12 protein-coding genes are annotated in these 13,282 nt (G+C 65.6%); 11 read left to right on the top strand and 1 reads right to left on the bottom strand.

Translation table 11 applies throughout. The features are described 5' to 3' along the window. Positions 1–125: 125 nt before the first annotated feature. The 5 genes from dinG to ABQZ09_RS16745 all read left to right on the top strand — a co-directional run bounded on the left by dinG (position 126) and on the right by ABQZ09_RS16745 (position 6,031). On the top strand, positions 126–2,261 hold the full coding sequence (gene dinG / locus ABQZ09_RS16765; protein ID WP_039406332.1) for an ATP-dependent DNA helicase DinG: 2,136 nt from the start codon (positions 126–128) through the stop codon (positions 2,259–2,261). Positions 2,262–2,763: 502 nt separating this feature from the next. Beyond that, positions 2,764–4,269, top strand: coding sequence for a catalase KatB (gene katB / locus ABQZ09_RS16760; RefSeq protein WP_349777418.1), 1,506 nt, complete (start codon positions 2,764–2,766; stop codon positions 4,267–4,269). A gap of 59 nt (positions 4,270–4,328) precedes the next feature. After that, positions 4,329–4,904, top strand: a complete 576-nt coding sequence (locus ABQZ09_RS16755; RefSeq protein ID WP_104581218.1) for an ankyrin repeat domain-containing protein — start codon at positions 4,329–4,331, stop codon at positions 4,902–4,904. Between the two features lie 633 nt (positions 4,905–5,537). Next, the gene (locus ABQZ09_RS16750) at positions 5,538–5,711 is read left to right on the top strand and encodes a hypothetical protein (protein WP_186005700.1); all 174 of its coding nucleotides are present in this window, start codon (positions 5,538–5,540) and stop codon (positions 5,709–5,711) included. A gap of 95 nt (positions 5,712–5,806) precedes the next feature. Then, positions 5,807–6,031, top strand: a complete 225-nt coding sequence (locus ABQZ09_RS16745; RefSeq protein ID WP_047692873.1) for a hypothetical protein — start codon at positions 5,807–5,809, stop codon at positions 6,029–6,031. Between the two features lie 33 nt (positions 6,032–6,064). Here the strand turns inward: ABQZ09_RS16745 and ABQZ09_RS16740 are convergent, their stop codons facing one another. Beyond that, positions 6,065–6,370 carry an NIPSNAP family protein gene (locus ABQZ09_RS16740; protein WP_104581217.1) on the bottom strand — a complete coding sequence of 102 codons (306 nt, stop codon included), beginning with the start codon at positions 6,368–6,370 and terminating at the stop codon, positions 6,065–6,067. Between the two features lie 125 nt (positions 6,371–6,495). Between ABQZ09_RS16740 and dusA the strand changes: the two genes are divergently transcribed. The 6 genes from dusA to ABQZ09_RS16710 all read left to right on the top strand — a co-directional run bounded on the left by dusA (position 6,496) and on the right by ABQZ09_RS16710 (position 13,262). Beyond that, the gene (gene dusA / locus ABQZ09_RS16735; RefSeq protein ID WP_179456540.1) at positions 6,496–7,500 is read left to right on the top strand and encodes a tRNA dihydrouridine(20/20a) synthase DusA; all 1,005 of its coding nucleotides are present in this window, start codon (positions 6,496–6,498) and stop codon (positions 7,498–7,500) included. A 328-nt stretch (positions 7,501–7,828) separates the two neighbouring features. Continuing rightward, complete coding sequence (locus tag ABQZ09_RS16730; RefSeq protein WP_047692868.1) at positions 7,829–8,131, top strand: hypothetical protein; 303 nt, start codon at positions 7,829–7,831, stop codon at positions 8,129–8,131. Between the two features lie 70 nt (positions 8,132–8,201). Beyond that, positions 8,202–8,885: a response regulator transcription factor gene (locus ABQZ09_RS16725; RefSeq protein WP_002808458.1), complete on the top strand. Its 684-nt coding sequence runs from the start codon at positions 8,202–8,204 to the stop codon at positions 8,883–8,885. Between the two features lie 74 nt (positions 8,886–8,959). Continuing rightward, a complete protein-coding gene (locus ABQZ09_RS16720; protein ID WP_052076952.1) occupies positions 8,960–10,330 on the top strand; it encodes an ATP-binding protein in 1,371 nt (456 codons plus the stop codon). Between the two features lie 122 nt (positions 10,331–10,452). Then, positions 10,453–12,036, top strand: coding sequence for a DUF1800 domain-containing protein (locus ABQZ09_RS16715; protein WP_503019276.1), 1,584 nt, complete (start codon positions 10,453–10,455; stop codon positions 12,034–12,036). 41 nt (positions 12,037–12,077) lie between these two features. Next, positions 12,078–13,262 (top strand): DUF1501 domain-containing protein, encoded by a 1,185-nt coding sequence (locus tag ABQZ09_RS16710; protein WP_349777417.1) that lies wholly within the window; start codon positions 12,078–12,080, stop codon positions 13,260–13,262. Positions 13,263–13,282: the final 20 nt, after the last annotated feature.

Genomic DNA, 13,282 nt, shown 5'->3' with positions numbered 1-13,282 from the left:
AGCCGCGCGGCCACGCCGCCGTGCGAGCGGCATGGCCGCAGCTGTGCCGGTGCACCGGACAAACACGTTCAGCTGCCCAACCGGCCGGTCGCAGGCGTTGCGCCGGTCCGTGCGAAAATAGCGCGATGACTGAAGTTGCCCCACCGGCCGCGCCGTCCGCGCCCGTTCCCACCCAGCGTGTTCTGACCGACCCGATCAAGGCCGGCATCCGCGACGCCTACGCCAAGCTGCAGGCCAATACACCCGGCTTTGCCACGCGGCGTGCGCAGAGCCAGATGATCGGCCTGGTCTCGCGGGCACTGGCCACCTCCGGCGGCATCGGCATCGCCGAGGCACCCACCGGCGTGGGCAAGAGCCTGGGCTATCTCACCGCCGGCGTGCCGATCGCGCTGGCCACCAAGAAGAAGCTGGTCATCAGCACCGGCACCGTGGCGCTGCAGTCGCAGCTGGTGGAACGCGACATCCCGGCCTTCCTCAAGGCTACCGGGCTGGAGGCCACCGTGGCGCTGGCCAAGGGCCGCACCCGCTACCTGTGCACCCGCAACGCCGCCGAGCTGGAAGGCGACACCAACCAGAACGCCATGTTCGAAGACGAGCAGGCGCTCTACGACCGCCCGCTCAGCCCGGTCGATGCGGATCTGGCCAAGCGGCTGGCCAAGGCCTACGCCGCGCGCACCTGGAACGGCGACCTGGACGACGCGCCCGAGCAGGTCTCGGTGCCGCTGCGCATGCGCATCACCACCCCGGCCTCCGGCTGTGCGGGGCGGCGTTGCAGTTACGCCGCGCAGTGCCCGGTGCTCAAGGCACGTACCGATGTGCGCGAAGCGCAGATCGTGGTCACCAACCATGCCTTGCTGCTGTCGTCGCTGTCGCTGGGCGATGCCGAAAACGGCCAGCCCTTGATCGCGCCACCATCGGACATGCTGCTGGTGCTCGACGAAGGCCACCACATCGCTGGTGTGGCGATCGACCAGGGTGCGGCCAATCTGCCACTGGACGAGATGGCCAAGCGCACCGGCCGCATGCAGATTCTCATCGCCGCCGCGTACCGCGCGGTGGACAAGGACAGGATCGGCAACCTGCTGCCCAACGAGGCCATCGAGGTGGCTGCGCGGGTGTCCAAACTGCTCAAGGCCTTCCACGCCGAAGTCGAACGTGTGTGGAAACCCGAGCCCGGCGAGCGCGATCCGTTGTGGCGTGCGGCCAATGGCAAGCTGCCGCCGCAGTGGGGCCCGGCCATCGAAGAACTCGGCGAAGACACCCGCGCGCTGTTCAACTGGGTGCACGCCGCGCATAGCGCGGTGGCCAAGGGCAAGCAGGACGATGCGGCGCGCGAGCGGCTGCAGCGCAACCTGGGCCTGGCGCTGGAGATGGCCGAGCAGCAACACAATCTGTGGAGCGGCTGGCGACGCGAAGACAAGGAAGGCCAGCCACCGATGGCACGCTGGATCACCCTCTCGCGCGATGGCGACCTGATCTGCCATTGCTCGCCGGTGTCGGCCGCGCAAGTGCTGCGCACGATGATCTGGAACGAGGTGGATTCGGTGGTGATGACCTCGGCCACGCTCACCGGCGGCGGCGATTTCCAATCCTTCGCCATCGACAACGGCCTGCCCGAGCACGCCGAAATGGCCTCACTGGCCTCGCCGTTCGACCTGCCCAATCAGGCCGAGTTGATCGTGCCCAATTTCCCGGTCACGCCCGACGACCGCGAAGGCCACCCCAAGGAAGTGGCCAAGTATCTGGTGCGCGAACTGGACTGGTCCGCCAAGGGCAGCATCGTGTTGTTCACTTCGCGCTGGAAGATGGAAAAGGTCGCCGACCTGATGCCGCTGGCGCAACGCAACCGCGTGCTGGTGCAGGGCGAAGGCAACAAGTCGCAGCTGATCACCGAACACCTGCGGCGCATCGCTGCTGGCGAGGGCTCGGTGCTGTTCGGCTTGAACTCGTTCGGCGAAGGGTTGGATCTGCCCGGCGAAGCCTGCACCACCGTGGTTATCACCCAGGTGCCGTTCGCCGTGCCCACCGACCCACAAACCTCCACCTTGAGCGAATGGCTGGAAAGTCGCGGCCATAATGCCTTCAACCTGATCGCCATCCCGCATGCGTTGCGCACGCTCACGCAGTTTGCCGGCCGGCTGATCCGCAGCTCCAGCGACCATGGCCGCGTGATCATCCTCGATTCGCGCCTGCTGACCCGTCGCTACGGCAAACGCATCATCGATGCCTTGCCGCCGTTCAAGCGGGTGATCGGGCGCTGATGCATCGCCGCATCGCGCGCCTGCTGCATGATGTCCTGATCGAAGACGACATCGGCAGGCGACTGCGGACGGCAACAGACGCGTATCACTGCAGGCAGGTCACCACCCGCTGCCTCGCGCGGCACGTCGGTTGATGAGTGGGCATGCGACTTCGCTGCAGGTAAGGCGCGCCAGCATCTGCACGTCGCAGTGCTGCGCAGTGACCAGTCGATGTGCACAGCGCCCGCGCCCAGGCACGCAGCAAACGCCTTGCACTGCATCATCAGCCAGCACCGTTGGCGCGACCGTCATGCACGCAAAAGGACAGCACCGCGCCGCCTTGCGAAACTTGCGCGCTATCTGCAACGCGCTGCCATATGGAAAGCGATACGTATCACGCAACGCAGTCACCATCATGTTCGCCTATCGCAGCGATCATAACTAACGACTTCTCACGCTTCGGTCCGCTGGCCATGATTCAGCTCCCTCAACACGAGCTGACGCCATGCGCCCTGGATCCCTCATGGTGCTAGCCCTGCTAGCCCCCACGCTGATCGCACCGCCGGTCTTCGCCCAATCCGTCCTGACCCGCGACAACGGCGCCAAGGTTGGCGACAACCAGAACTCGCAGACCGCCGGTGCCAACGGCCCGACCCTGTTGCAGGACGTGCAGCTGATCCAGAAGCTGCAGCGCTTCGACCGCGAGCGCATCCCCGAGCGCGTGGTGCATGCGCGCGGTACCGGCGTCAAAGGCGAGTTCACCGCCACCGCCGATCTGTCCAACCTGACCAAGGCCAAGGTGTTCAGCGCCGGCGAAAAGACGCCGGTGTTCGTGCGCTTCTCCTCGGTGGTACACGGCAATCATTCGCCGGAAACGCTGCGCGACCCGCATGGCTTCGCCACCAAGTTCTACACCAGCGAAGGCAACTGGGACCTGGTGGGCAACAACTTCCCCACCTTCTTCATCCGCGATGCGATCAAGTTCCCCGACATGGTCCACGCGTTCAAGCCGGACCCGCGCACCAACCTGGACGATGATTCGCGTCGCTTCGATTTCTTCTCGCACGTGCCCGAAGGCACCCGCACCCTGACCCTGCTGTATTCCAATGAAGGGACGCCGGCCGGCTACCGCTTCATGGACGGCAATGGCGTGCACGCCTACAAGCTGGTCAACGCGCAGGGCGAAGTGCATTACGTCAAGTTCCACTGGAAGACGCTGCAGGGCATCAAGAACCTCGATCCCAAGCAGGTCGCTGCGGTGCAGGCCAAGGACTACAGCCACCTGACCAACGATCTGGTCGGCGCGATCAAGAAGGGCGATTACCCCAAGTGGGACCTGTACGTGCAGGTGCTCAAGCCGGAAGACCTGGCCAAGTTCGATTTCGACCCGCTCGATGCCACCAAGATCTGGCCGGACGTGCCGGAGCAGAAGGTCGGCCAGATGGTGTTGAACAAGAACGTCGACAATTTCTTCCAGGAGACCGAGCAGGTGGCGATGGCGCCGGCCAACCTGGTGCCCGGTATCGAGCCGTCTGAAGATCGTCTGCTACAGGGCCGTATCTTTTCCTACGCCGACACCCAGCTGTACCGCATCGGTGCCAACGGCCTGAGCCTGCCGGTCAACCGTCCGCGTGTGGCGGTCAACAACGGCAACCAGGATGGCCAGGGCAATATCGGTCAGACCACCAGCGGCGTGAACTACGAGCCGAGCCGTCTGGAGCCGCGTCCGCAGGAGACCGCCGCGCGTTACAGCGAATTGCCGCTGTCGGGTACGACCCAGCAGGCCAAGATCATCCGCGAACAGAACTTCAAGCAGGCTGGCGAGTTGTATCGTTCCTACAGCAAGAAGGACCGTGCGGACCTGGTGCAGAGCTTTGGCGAGTCGCTGGCCAACACCGACACCGAGAGCAAGCACATCATCTTGTCGTTCCTGTACAAGGCCGACCCCGAGTACGGCACCGGCGTGGCCCGCGTTGCCAAGGGCGACCTGGCCCGCGTCAAGCAGCTGGCCTCCAGCCTGCAGGACTGATCCACCCCGACGGCATCGCGGCCACGCCGCGGTGCCGTCCCCGTTTTCAGGAGAGCGATATGCGCACTCTGATGTTGGTTCTGCTGAGCGCGGTGTGCGCGCCGGCCCTCGCTGCCTCGCCGTCGGCCCCTGCCGCCGCGTCCACCTCGGCGGCCGCCAACCCCGAACAGGTCAAGCTGCAGCTGCGCGAGTACTTCTTCGATGCTGCGCGCGAAGGCCGGCAGGACATGCTGGCCGAGTTCATCCGCTCGCATTACGACCTCAACACCCGCGACGAAAAGGGCTATACCGCCCTGATCCTTGCTGCCTACCACGGCCAACGCCCGGCAGTGGAGCAGTTGCTCAGCGCCGGTGCCGACCCCTGCGCGCAGGACAAGCGTGGCAACACCGCGCTGATGGGCGCCATCTTCAAGGGTGAACTGGGCATCGCCAAGCGCCTGATGCAGGCCGATTGCGCGCCGGACCAACGCAACAACGCCGGCCAGACAGCGGCGATGTACGCAGCACTGTTCCAGCGCACCGACGTGCTCAAGGACCTGGCTGCCAAGGGCGCGGATCTCAGCCTCAAGGATGGCCAGGGCAACGATGTGACCAAGCTGCAACGCGGCGAGTTCGCCACGGCACCGGCGCGCTGAGCGCAGCGATCGCGCATTCCACTAGGCACTGCGTGCCTCGTCAGTGGTCCGCTCGCCGGGCGTCGGCCACACTGCGCGCATCGCTCCACTGACGCCGCGCTCAGACTGGGGCGCAGCAGGTGCCTGCAATCGTTTGAGCAGGGATCTGCTGCGCAGCGATGCATGGCGCCACGGCGCCACGGCGCATCCGCGCGATTGGGTGGTCACGCTCCGACCTGCAGCGACCGGCACATCCTTGGACCGCTTGGTCAGTGGCCAGGCGCGCCGCGGACCGCCGTAAGCCGTCTTGCTCCCGGCAACGCCTACACCGGTGCAATAACCGCATCACGGACGCCCCGCATGACGCGATTCCCATGCCTTTGATCCGCTGCGCGGGAGGGCGCAGGCAACTGCTGCGACCGCCGCCCGCACGGCAACGTGGCCCGTATTGGGAAACGTCTGCGGGAATAAGCCGCGGCGAGGTGGAGCCGTGCATCGCATCTAACGGATTCACCGAGCCCCCGCACAGCGCGGCCCGCAGCGTCTCAGCGCCCGGCAGGCACATCAGTCCCGGCGGCGCTGGCAGGGCATCGACAGACCGCACACTCCGCTCCACCAGGATGGCCGTGCAATGCCGCGTCACGCGAACGGTCGGTGCGCATCGCGATTGTGCGGCGCAGCATCGCGATTTTGTCCCTGTCGGTTTTCCGCCACACCTGCGTTGGAACTCTGGCGAATGTGGTGGTTGAACCGGCGCGGCGTCAGGAGATTTCCGACGCGCAAAGCCTTGTGCGCCAAGGCTTTGACATAAAACTGAGCGCGCGCTGACCCGCTTGGGATTCGCTTGGAAAAAGCGCAGAAAACAGTTCAAGAACGGGCCGGGAACGCCGATGCTTCAGCCATCGCAGCTTGGAACCCCCGCCATGAAGATCGATCCCTCCCTCCCTTTCCTGATGTCGCTGTTGGCCATGGTGCTGTGCACCGCGACTGCCGTCGTCGCCCTGGTGTTTGGCCAGATCCACGTTCTGGCGACCTCGTGGAGCTTCTATGCGGTGATGGGCACGGCCCTGATCACGCTGGCGGCCTCGTATCACGCCCTCGGCAAGCCGCTGAGCGCCGAAGAGCGTGTGGGTTTCCGCAACCCGTAATTCCATCTGTGTCCTGTGTAGTACGCGCCGCGCCTATGCCAGCACCGGACGCAAGAAGCTGCGTTCGTAACTGATGATGCAACGCGTTCGCTCGGCATAGGCGAACGCCGACAGACACGCTGCATCCTGCAGCGATGCCTCGCGATAACGCTCGTACTCGGCAAGCGAGGGGAACGAAAACAGCGCCAGCGCGATGTTGTTCGCCCCTTCCGAGGGAAGAAAGTAGCCGTGATGCTGGCCGCCAAAGCGCGTCACCAGCGGAATCCACAGCCGCGCGTAATGCTCGAATTCGGCCAGTTGGTAGGGGTCGATCACGTAGCGCAGCGAACAGGTGATCATGGAGCGGGTCCGGCAGGCGGGGAGCTTCAGCATGCCATGCCGCACTGCCGCAGATTCATCGGCGCCCGTGTAAGCTGCTGATCCTGCTCCGTATTGCAATGGCTGCTCGCTGCGGCCAACCGTCGATGACCGCTTCCGCCGATCGCTACGCCGCCTCCCTGCGCCTGTCCGTCGCTCCGATGATGGACTGGACCGACCGCCATTGCCGGGTGTTCCACCGCCTGCTCGCGCCGTCCGCACGCCTGTATACCGAGATGGTGCACGCCAATGCGGTGATCCACGGCGATCGCACGCGATTGATCGGTTTCGACCCGGTGGAGCACCCGCTGGCCCTGCAGCTGGGCGGCAGCGAGCCGGCCCTGCTGGCGCAGGCGGCGGCCATCGCCCAGGACTGGGGCTATGACGAAATCAACCTCAATTGCGGCTGCCCGTCCGATCGCGTGCAGGCCGGGCGCTTTGGCGCCTGCCTGATGCGCGAGCCGGCGCTGGTGGCAGAGTGCGTGGCGGCGATGTGCACCGCCACCGACCTGCCGATCACCGTCAAATGCCGTTTGGGCGTGGACGACGATGACGACTACGCGGTGTTTGCCAGCTTTGTCGACCAGGTGGTCACCGCCGGCGCCGCGATGGTGGTGGTGCATGCCCGCAACGCCTGGCTCAAGGGTCTGTCGCCAAAGGAAAACCGCGAAGTGCCGCCGCTGCGGTACGACTGGGCCTACCGGCTCAAGCAGCAGCGCCCCGACCTGCCGGTCGTGATCAATGGCGGCATCGCCGCCGTCGACACGGCGCTGGCCCACCTGCAGCACACCGACGGCGTGATGCTCGGCCGCGCCGCCTACCACGACCCGTATGTGCTTCATCAGCTCGATGCCGCGTTGAACCAGCGCCCCGAGCAGTCGCGCGAGTCGTTGCTGCGAGCGCTGGAGCCCTATGTCGTCACTCAGCTGCAGCAGGGTCTGGCCTTGAAGCACATCACCCGTCACGTGCTGGGCCTGTTCCATGGTCAGCCGGGCGGGCGCGCGTTTCGGCAGGTATTGAGCGAGGGCGCACACCGCCCTGGCGCCGGCTGGGAGCTGGTGGAGCAGGCCCTGCAGCGGACCGACACCCGGCCCTGGCGCGTCGTGGCCTGAACTGGCCCGGCGCTTGCATATGCTGAATGGGCAGGTGGTATTCCGGAGTGGTATCGGCAAAGGCGTCGTTTCTTGGGCCTTTTATGGCAGCCGATGCGGAAGCCAGACTATTCATTTGACTGAACGGTGTTAACACCAAGCTAAAAAGTTCAGATCGGATTCACCCCGAAAAATCAAGAATTTGGCTCAATTCCCGGGCCCGGCCGCCGTGTGATGCATTGCCGGTTTCACGAATTTTGAATGTTTCTGAACAACCCGCTAGGATCCCGTTGTGACCCAAACCCTCAGCCGCGCCCGTTTTGTTGTCCTGGTTGCCCTCTGGGCCGCCATGGCGGCGCCGTCTGCCTGGGGCCAGGGATATCCGATGGCGCAGAGCAGTCGTGAGGCGATGCCGCCGTCAGCGCGCGGCAACAGCCGCAGCTTATCCGACACCATCCGCTCCGTGCAGCGCTCCACCGGTGGGACGATCCTGGGCGCCGAGCGGGTGCCGTTCGATGGCGGCAACCTCAATCGGGTCAAGTACATGAAGGATGGCCGCGTCCATACGGTGTACGAGCCGGAACAAGCGCACGCTGCGCCGCCCCGCACCTCCGTCGCACCCGATGCCCCACCACGCGACGATAACCACTGAACCCCCATAGTTCTACGTTCAGTCTCATAAATCCCCGGCCCCGAGCCGATAACGTTACTAGGGAGAGTGCATGCGTATTCTTTTGGTCGAAGACGAAGCTCCGCTGCGCGAGACCCTTGCCGCGCGTCTGAAGCGTGAAGGCTTTGCTGTCGACGCTGCACAAGACGGCGAAGAAGGTCTGTACATGGGCCGGGAAGTGCCATTCGATGTCGGCATCATCGACCTGGGCCTGCCCAAGATGTCGGGCATGGAGCTGATCAAGGCGCTGCGCGACGAGGGCAAGAAGTTTCCGGTGCTGATTCTGACCGCGCGTTCGAGCTGGCAGGACAAGGTCGAAGGTCTCAAGCAGGGTGCCGACGATTACCTGGTCAAGCCGTTCCACGTCGAAGAATTGCTGGCACGCGTCAACGCGTTGCTGCGGCGCGCGGCGGGCTGGAGCAAGCCGACCCTGGAATGCGGGCCGGTGGCCCTGGATCTGGCGGCGCAGACAGTGAGCGTCAATGGCGCCAACGTCGACCTGACCAGCTACGAGTACAAGGTGCTCGAGTACCTGATGATGCATGCCGGTGAACTGGTCTCCAAGGCCGACCTCACCGAGCACATCTATCAGCAGGACTTCGACCGCGACTCCAACGTGCTGGAAGTGTTCATCGGCCGCCTGCGCAAGAAGCTTGATCCCGATGGCGAGCTCAAGCCGATCGAGACCGTGCGCGGACGCGGTTACCGCTTCGCCATTCCGCGTACCGAAGGCTGAGTTCGCACGGCGGCAAGCAGGACGATCGGGTGCCGGTGCGCTCCAAATGGTACAAACGCTGGCGCCCGCGCTCCCTGCAGGCGCGCCAGCTGCTGGCCGCCAGCCTCAGTCTGGTGGCCTTCCTGGCGCTGGCCGGGTATGCGCTGGATGTGGCGTTCGCCGACACGGCCGAACGCAACCTGCGCGAGCGGCTGAAGAACTACGCTTCCGCATACGCGGCCAATATCGATTTTGTTCGCGACGGCTCGCTGTACATTGGCGGGCAGCCGCCTGACCCACGGTTCGACGTTCCCGGTGGCGGGCTGTATGTCGAGGTCGTGCGCCCTGACGAGAGCTGGACCTCGATGTCGGCGGAAGGCCCGAACATTCCGCATGGCCGCATGCTCGAACCGCGGCAGGAAGAGTTCATCGGCCCGCTGGAAATGACTCAGATCGACGGCAGCCTGGGCCAGTTGTACCGCTACGGGCTGGGTGTGAGCTACGTCGAGCGCGAACACGGCGGCGAGATTCCGTACACCATCTACGTGATGGAAGACGCGCGCTCGATGGGCGCGCAGCTGCGCGTGTTCCGTGGTGCGGTGTGGTTCTACCTCGGTAGCGCCGGCGTGGTGCTGCTGGTGTTGCAGGCCTTCATCCTGCAGTGGAGCCTGCGCCCGCTGCGGCGGGTCATCAACGAACTGACCAAGGTGCAGCGCGGCGAAATCCAGCGCATGAGCGAGCAGCATCCGCGCGAGCTGGAGCCGCTGACCGACAGCATCAATGCCTTCATCGAGAGTGAGCGCGACAACCTGGAGCGTCAACGCAACACGCTGGCCGACCTGGCACACAGCCTCAAGACACCGATCGCGGTGCTGCGCACGCAACTGGACAGCGGTGCCTCCGAACGCGATCTGCATGCGGAAATGGACGTGCAATTGCGGCGCATGAACGACCTGGTGTCATACCAGCTCGCGCGTGCGGCCTCCAGCGGCCACAAACTGTTCGCTGCGCCCCTGCCGATCGAGCCCAGCGCCGAAGAAATCGTGCGCGGGCTGGAGAAGGTGTACTCGGTCAAGGGCGTGCTTTGCGAATTCGACATCTCACCGGAGGCGCGCTTCCACGGCGAGCCCGGCGATCTGCAGGAACTGCTCGGCAACCTGCTGGAAAACGGCTTCAAATGGGCACGTAGCCGCGTGTTGCTCACGGCCCAGCCTGGTCCCACCACCGGTAGCCGGCGTGCCGGCCTGATCCTGTCGGTGGAAGACGATGGCCCCGGTATCGCGCCCGAGGATGTGGCCAAGATCCTGCAGCGCGGCGTGCGGGGCGACGAGCGCGTGCAGGGCCATGGCATCGGCATGTCGATCGTGCAGGATCTGATCAAGGCCTACCGCGGCGAACTGCAGGTGGTGCGCTCGCAGGAACTGGGCGGTGCCCGCTTCGATGTCACCCTGCCGGCGGGGCTGTGAGCGGCCGTCTGGCCCGATGAATCCATGGGCAATCGCCCGCGCGGCTCCGACAACCGTTTAACGCCTCGAACGTTGGCTTGCCCATACTGATCCGATTGCAGGCAGTTGTGATGGAGAGCCGCATGGTCGAGCGCGTTGCACAGCGTCCTTGCGTGAAAACACGTGCCAACCGGCAGCTGCGCCGATGGCGGCTGCCGCTACTGGCTGCCGGCTGCGCAGTTGCGTTGCTCGGCCATGCCGCCGAGGCGGCGTTGACGCCGACCCAGGTGCGTTGGCTGCAACGCGCCAGCTACGGTGTGAATGCCGATGGCGCGGCGCAGTTGCAGCGCCTTGGCCCCAGGCGCTATGGCGTCCTGTTGTTGCAGCCCAGCGACGATGCGGCGCTGCCGGCACCGGTGCGTGCCCAACTGCAGCGCTTCGATGCGCTGCACACGCCGCTGGTGACCTTGCTGACCCGGTACGAGGCCGACAAGATCCGCTTGCAGACCATGCCCGATGGCGATGCGAAGGCAGCCTTGCGCAAGGACTGGCAGGCGCGCGGCGGACAGATGCTGACCCAGGCGCGGCAGGCCCAGTTGCTGCGTGCGGTGTATGCGCCGGACCAGCTGCGCGAGCAGCTGGTGTGGTTCTGGCTCAATCACTTCAGCGTGTATGCCGACAAGGGCCGGGTGAAGTGGATGGCTGCCGACTACATGGAACACGCGATCCGCCCCAACGCCACCGGCAAGTTCGCCACGCTGGTCATGGCCACGCTGCAGAGCCCGGCGATGCTGGAGTACCTGGACAACGCCAAGAACGCCAAGGGCAAGGTCAACGAGAACTACGCACGCGAGTTGATGGAGCTGCACACGCTGGGCGTGCACGGCGGCTACACCCAGCAGGATGTGCAACAGCTGGCCCTGATTTTCACCGGCGCCGGTTTGGTGCCGATCAAGGCCGATGGAGCGCCGCCGGTTCCGATGGCCGTGCCCGGCCAGCCACCGGTGGTGCGCAAGGACCTGTTCGAGTTCAATCCGGCGCGTCACCAGCCCGGCGACAAGGTCCTGCTGGGGCAGCGCATCGCCGCTGGCGGGCTGGATGAAATCGAACATGCCGTGCAGTTGCTGGTACGTCAGCCGGCATGCGCGCGCTTCGTGTCGCAGCGGATGGCCGAGTACTTCGTCAGCGATACGCCGCCGCCGGCGCTGGTGGCGCGCATGGCCAGCACGTTCGAGCGCAGCGACGGCGACATCGCCAAGGTCGTGCAGACCATGCTGAGCTCGGCCGAATTTGCACAGGCGCAACCGCGCAAGTTCAAGGACCCCAACCGGTTTGTGGTGTCGGCCATGCGGCTGGCCTACGAAGACCAGCCGGTGATCAACGCCGCGCCCATGGTCAGTTGGGTGCAACAACTCGGCCAACCCCTGTTCGGGCGCATCACGCCGGACGGATGGTCGCTGCAGTCGCTGGCCTGGACCAGCTCCGGGCAACTGGCGCGCCGGTTCGAGGTGGCGCGTTCGCTGGGCAGCGGGCCAAAGCAGGTGTTCCGGCTCGATGGCGACAGCGACACGCCGGTCCCGCCGCTGACGCAGATCGATACGCGCACGGCGTATCGCTGGATCGCGCCCTCGCTCTCCGGCGCGACGCGTCAGGCGCTGGAACAGGCCCGTTCGCCGGCGGAATGGAACGGGTTCTTGCTGTCCTCGCCGGACTTCAACTACCGCTGATTCTGTAGTTTGCGATGCGGTGATCGCCGCAGGAGTGCACCATGCAACGACGTCAATTTCTGCTCGCCTCGGCTGCTGCCGCGAGTCTGCCGTGGACCGGACGCCTGTTCGCTGCGCCGCGCGAGGGCGCGCGCATGCTGGTGGTATTTTTGCGCGGCGGCTACGACAGCAATAACCTGCTGGTGCCGCACGCCAGCGATTTCTACTATCAGTCGCGCCCCACGCTGGCGATCGCGCGGCCGGACCCGTCCAACCCCGACAGCGCCATCGCGCTGGATGCGCAGTGGGGGCTCAACCCGGTGATGCGCGATGCCTTGCTGCCGCTGTGGCAACGCAATCAGCTGGCATTCGTGCCGTTTGCCGGCACCGATGACACCTCGCGCAGTCACTTCGAGACCCAGGACGATATCGAATCCGGGCAGGCCGGCGCGCACCGCGATTACCGCTCGGGGTTCATGGCGCGGCTGTCGGGTGTGCTCAGCGGGGTGCCGGCCATTGCCTTCACCGATTCGCTGCCGCTGACCTTTCAGGGCGGCGCGGATCTGCCCAACGTCTCGCTCAAGGGCATCGGCAAGGGCGGGCTGGATGCACGGCAGTCGCAGATCCTGGCGCAGATGTACGACGCCACGCCACTGGCGGCCGCGGCGCGCGAGGGTCTTGCCTTGCGTCAGCAGGTCACCGCGCAGCTGCGCGAAGAGATGGAACAGGCCGGCCGCGGCGCTGCCAGCGCGCGGACCTTTGCCGATGAAACCCGGCGCATGGCCACCCTGATGCGCGAGCGGTACCGCCTGGGATTCGTCGATGTCGGTGGTTGGGACACGCATGCCAACCAGGGCAGCGTCGCAGGCGGGCTGGCCAACAACCTGCGCAACCTCGGCGAGGGGCTGGCCGCCTATGCCGACGCGCTGGGTCCAGCCTGGAACGACACCGTGGTGGTGGTGATTTCCGAATTCGGGCGTACCTTCCGCGAAAACGGCAGCAAGGGCACCGATCACGGGCATGGCACCACGTACTGGGTCTTGGGGGGCGGCGTGCGCGGCGGCCGTATTGCAGGCGAGCAGGTGGCTGTAGAGCAGGCGCACCTGCTGCAGAACCGCGACTACCCGGTGCTGACCAACTACCGCAGCCTGTTCGGCGGCGTGCTGCAGCGTCTGTGGGGCTTGTCGCCAGCGCAACTGGAGCGTGTGTTTCCCGGTGCGACACCGCGTGACCTGGGCCTGGTGTGAGCGGGCAAAACACCCTGTGG

The organism is Xanthomonas sp. WHRI 6106, assembly GCF_040202405.1.
Classification (GTDB): Bacteria; Pseudomonadota; Gammaproteobacteria; order Xanthomonadales; family Xanthomonadaceae; genus Xanthomonas; species Xanthomonas cannabis.
The sequence above is the reverse complement of the archived record's forward strand: the minus strand, read 5'-3'. Positions and strand labels throughout refer to the sequence as shown.

Bases quoted from the DNA above. Each gene is read 5' to 3' on its own strand.
- dinG (WP_039406332.1), top strand. From the start codon at position 126: ATGACTGAAGTTGCCCCACCGGCCGCGCCGTCCGCGCCCGTTCCCACC.
- katB (WP_349777418.1), top strand. From the start codon at position 2,764: ATGGTGCTAGCCCTGCTAGCCCCCACGCTGATCGCACCGCCGGTCTTC.
- ABQZ09_RS16755 (WP_104581218.1), top strand. From the start codon at position 4,329: ATGCGCACTCTGATGTTGGTTCTGCTGAGCGCGGTGTGCGCGCCGGCC.
- ABQZ09_RS16745 (WP_047692873.1), top strand. From the start codon at position 5,807: ATGAAGATCGATCCCTCCCTCCCTTTCCTGATGTCGCTGTTGGCCATG.
- ABQZ09_RS16740 (WP_104581217.1), bottom strand. From the start codon at position 6,370: ATGATCACCTGTTCGCTGCGCTACGTGATCGACCCCTACCAACTGGCC.
- dusA (WP_179456540.1), top strand. From the start codon at position 6,496: ATGACCGCTTCCGCCGATCGCTACGCCGCCTCCCTGCGCCTGTCCGTC.
- ABQZ09_RS16730 (WP_047692868.1), top strand. From the start codon at position 7,829: ATGGCGGCGCCGTCTGCCTGGGGCCAGGGATATCCGATGGCGCAGAGC.
- ABQZ09_RS16725 (WP_002808458.1), top strand. From the start codon at position 8,202: ATGCGTATTCTTTTGGTCGAAGACGAAGCTCCGCTGCGCGAGACCCTT.
- ABQZ09_RS16715 (WP_503019276.1), top strand. From the start codon at position 10,453: ATGGTCGAGCGCGTTGCACAGCGTCCTTGCGTGAAAACACGTGCCAAC.
- ABQZ09_RS16710 (WP_349777417.1), top strand. From the start codon at position 12,078: ATGCAACGACGTCAATTTCTGCTCGCCTCGGCTGCTGCCGCGAGTCTG.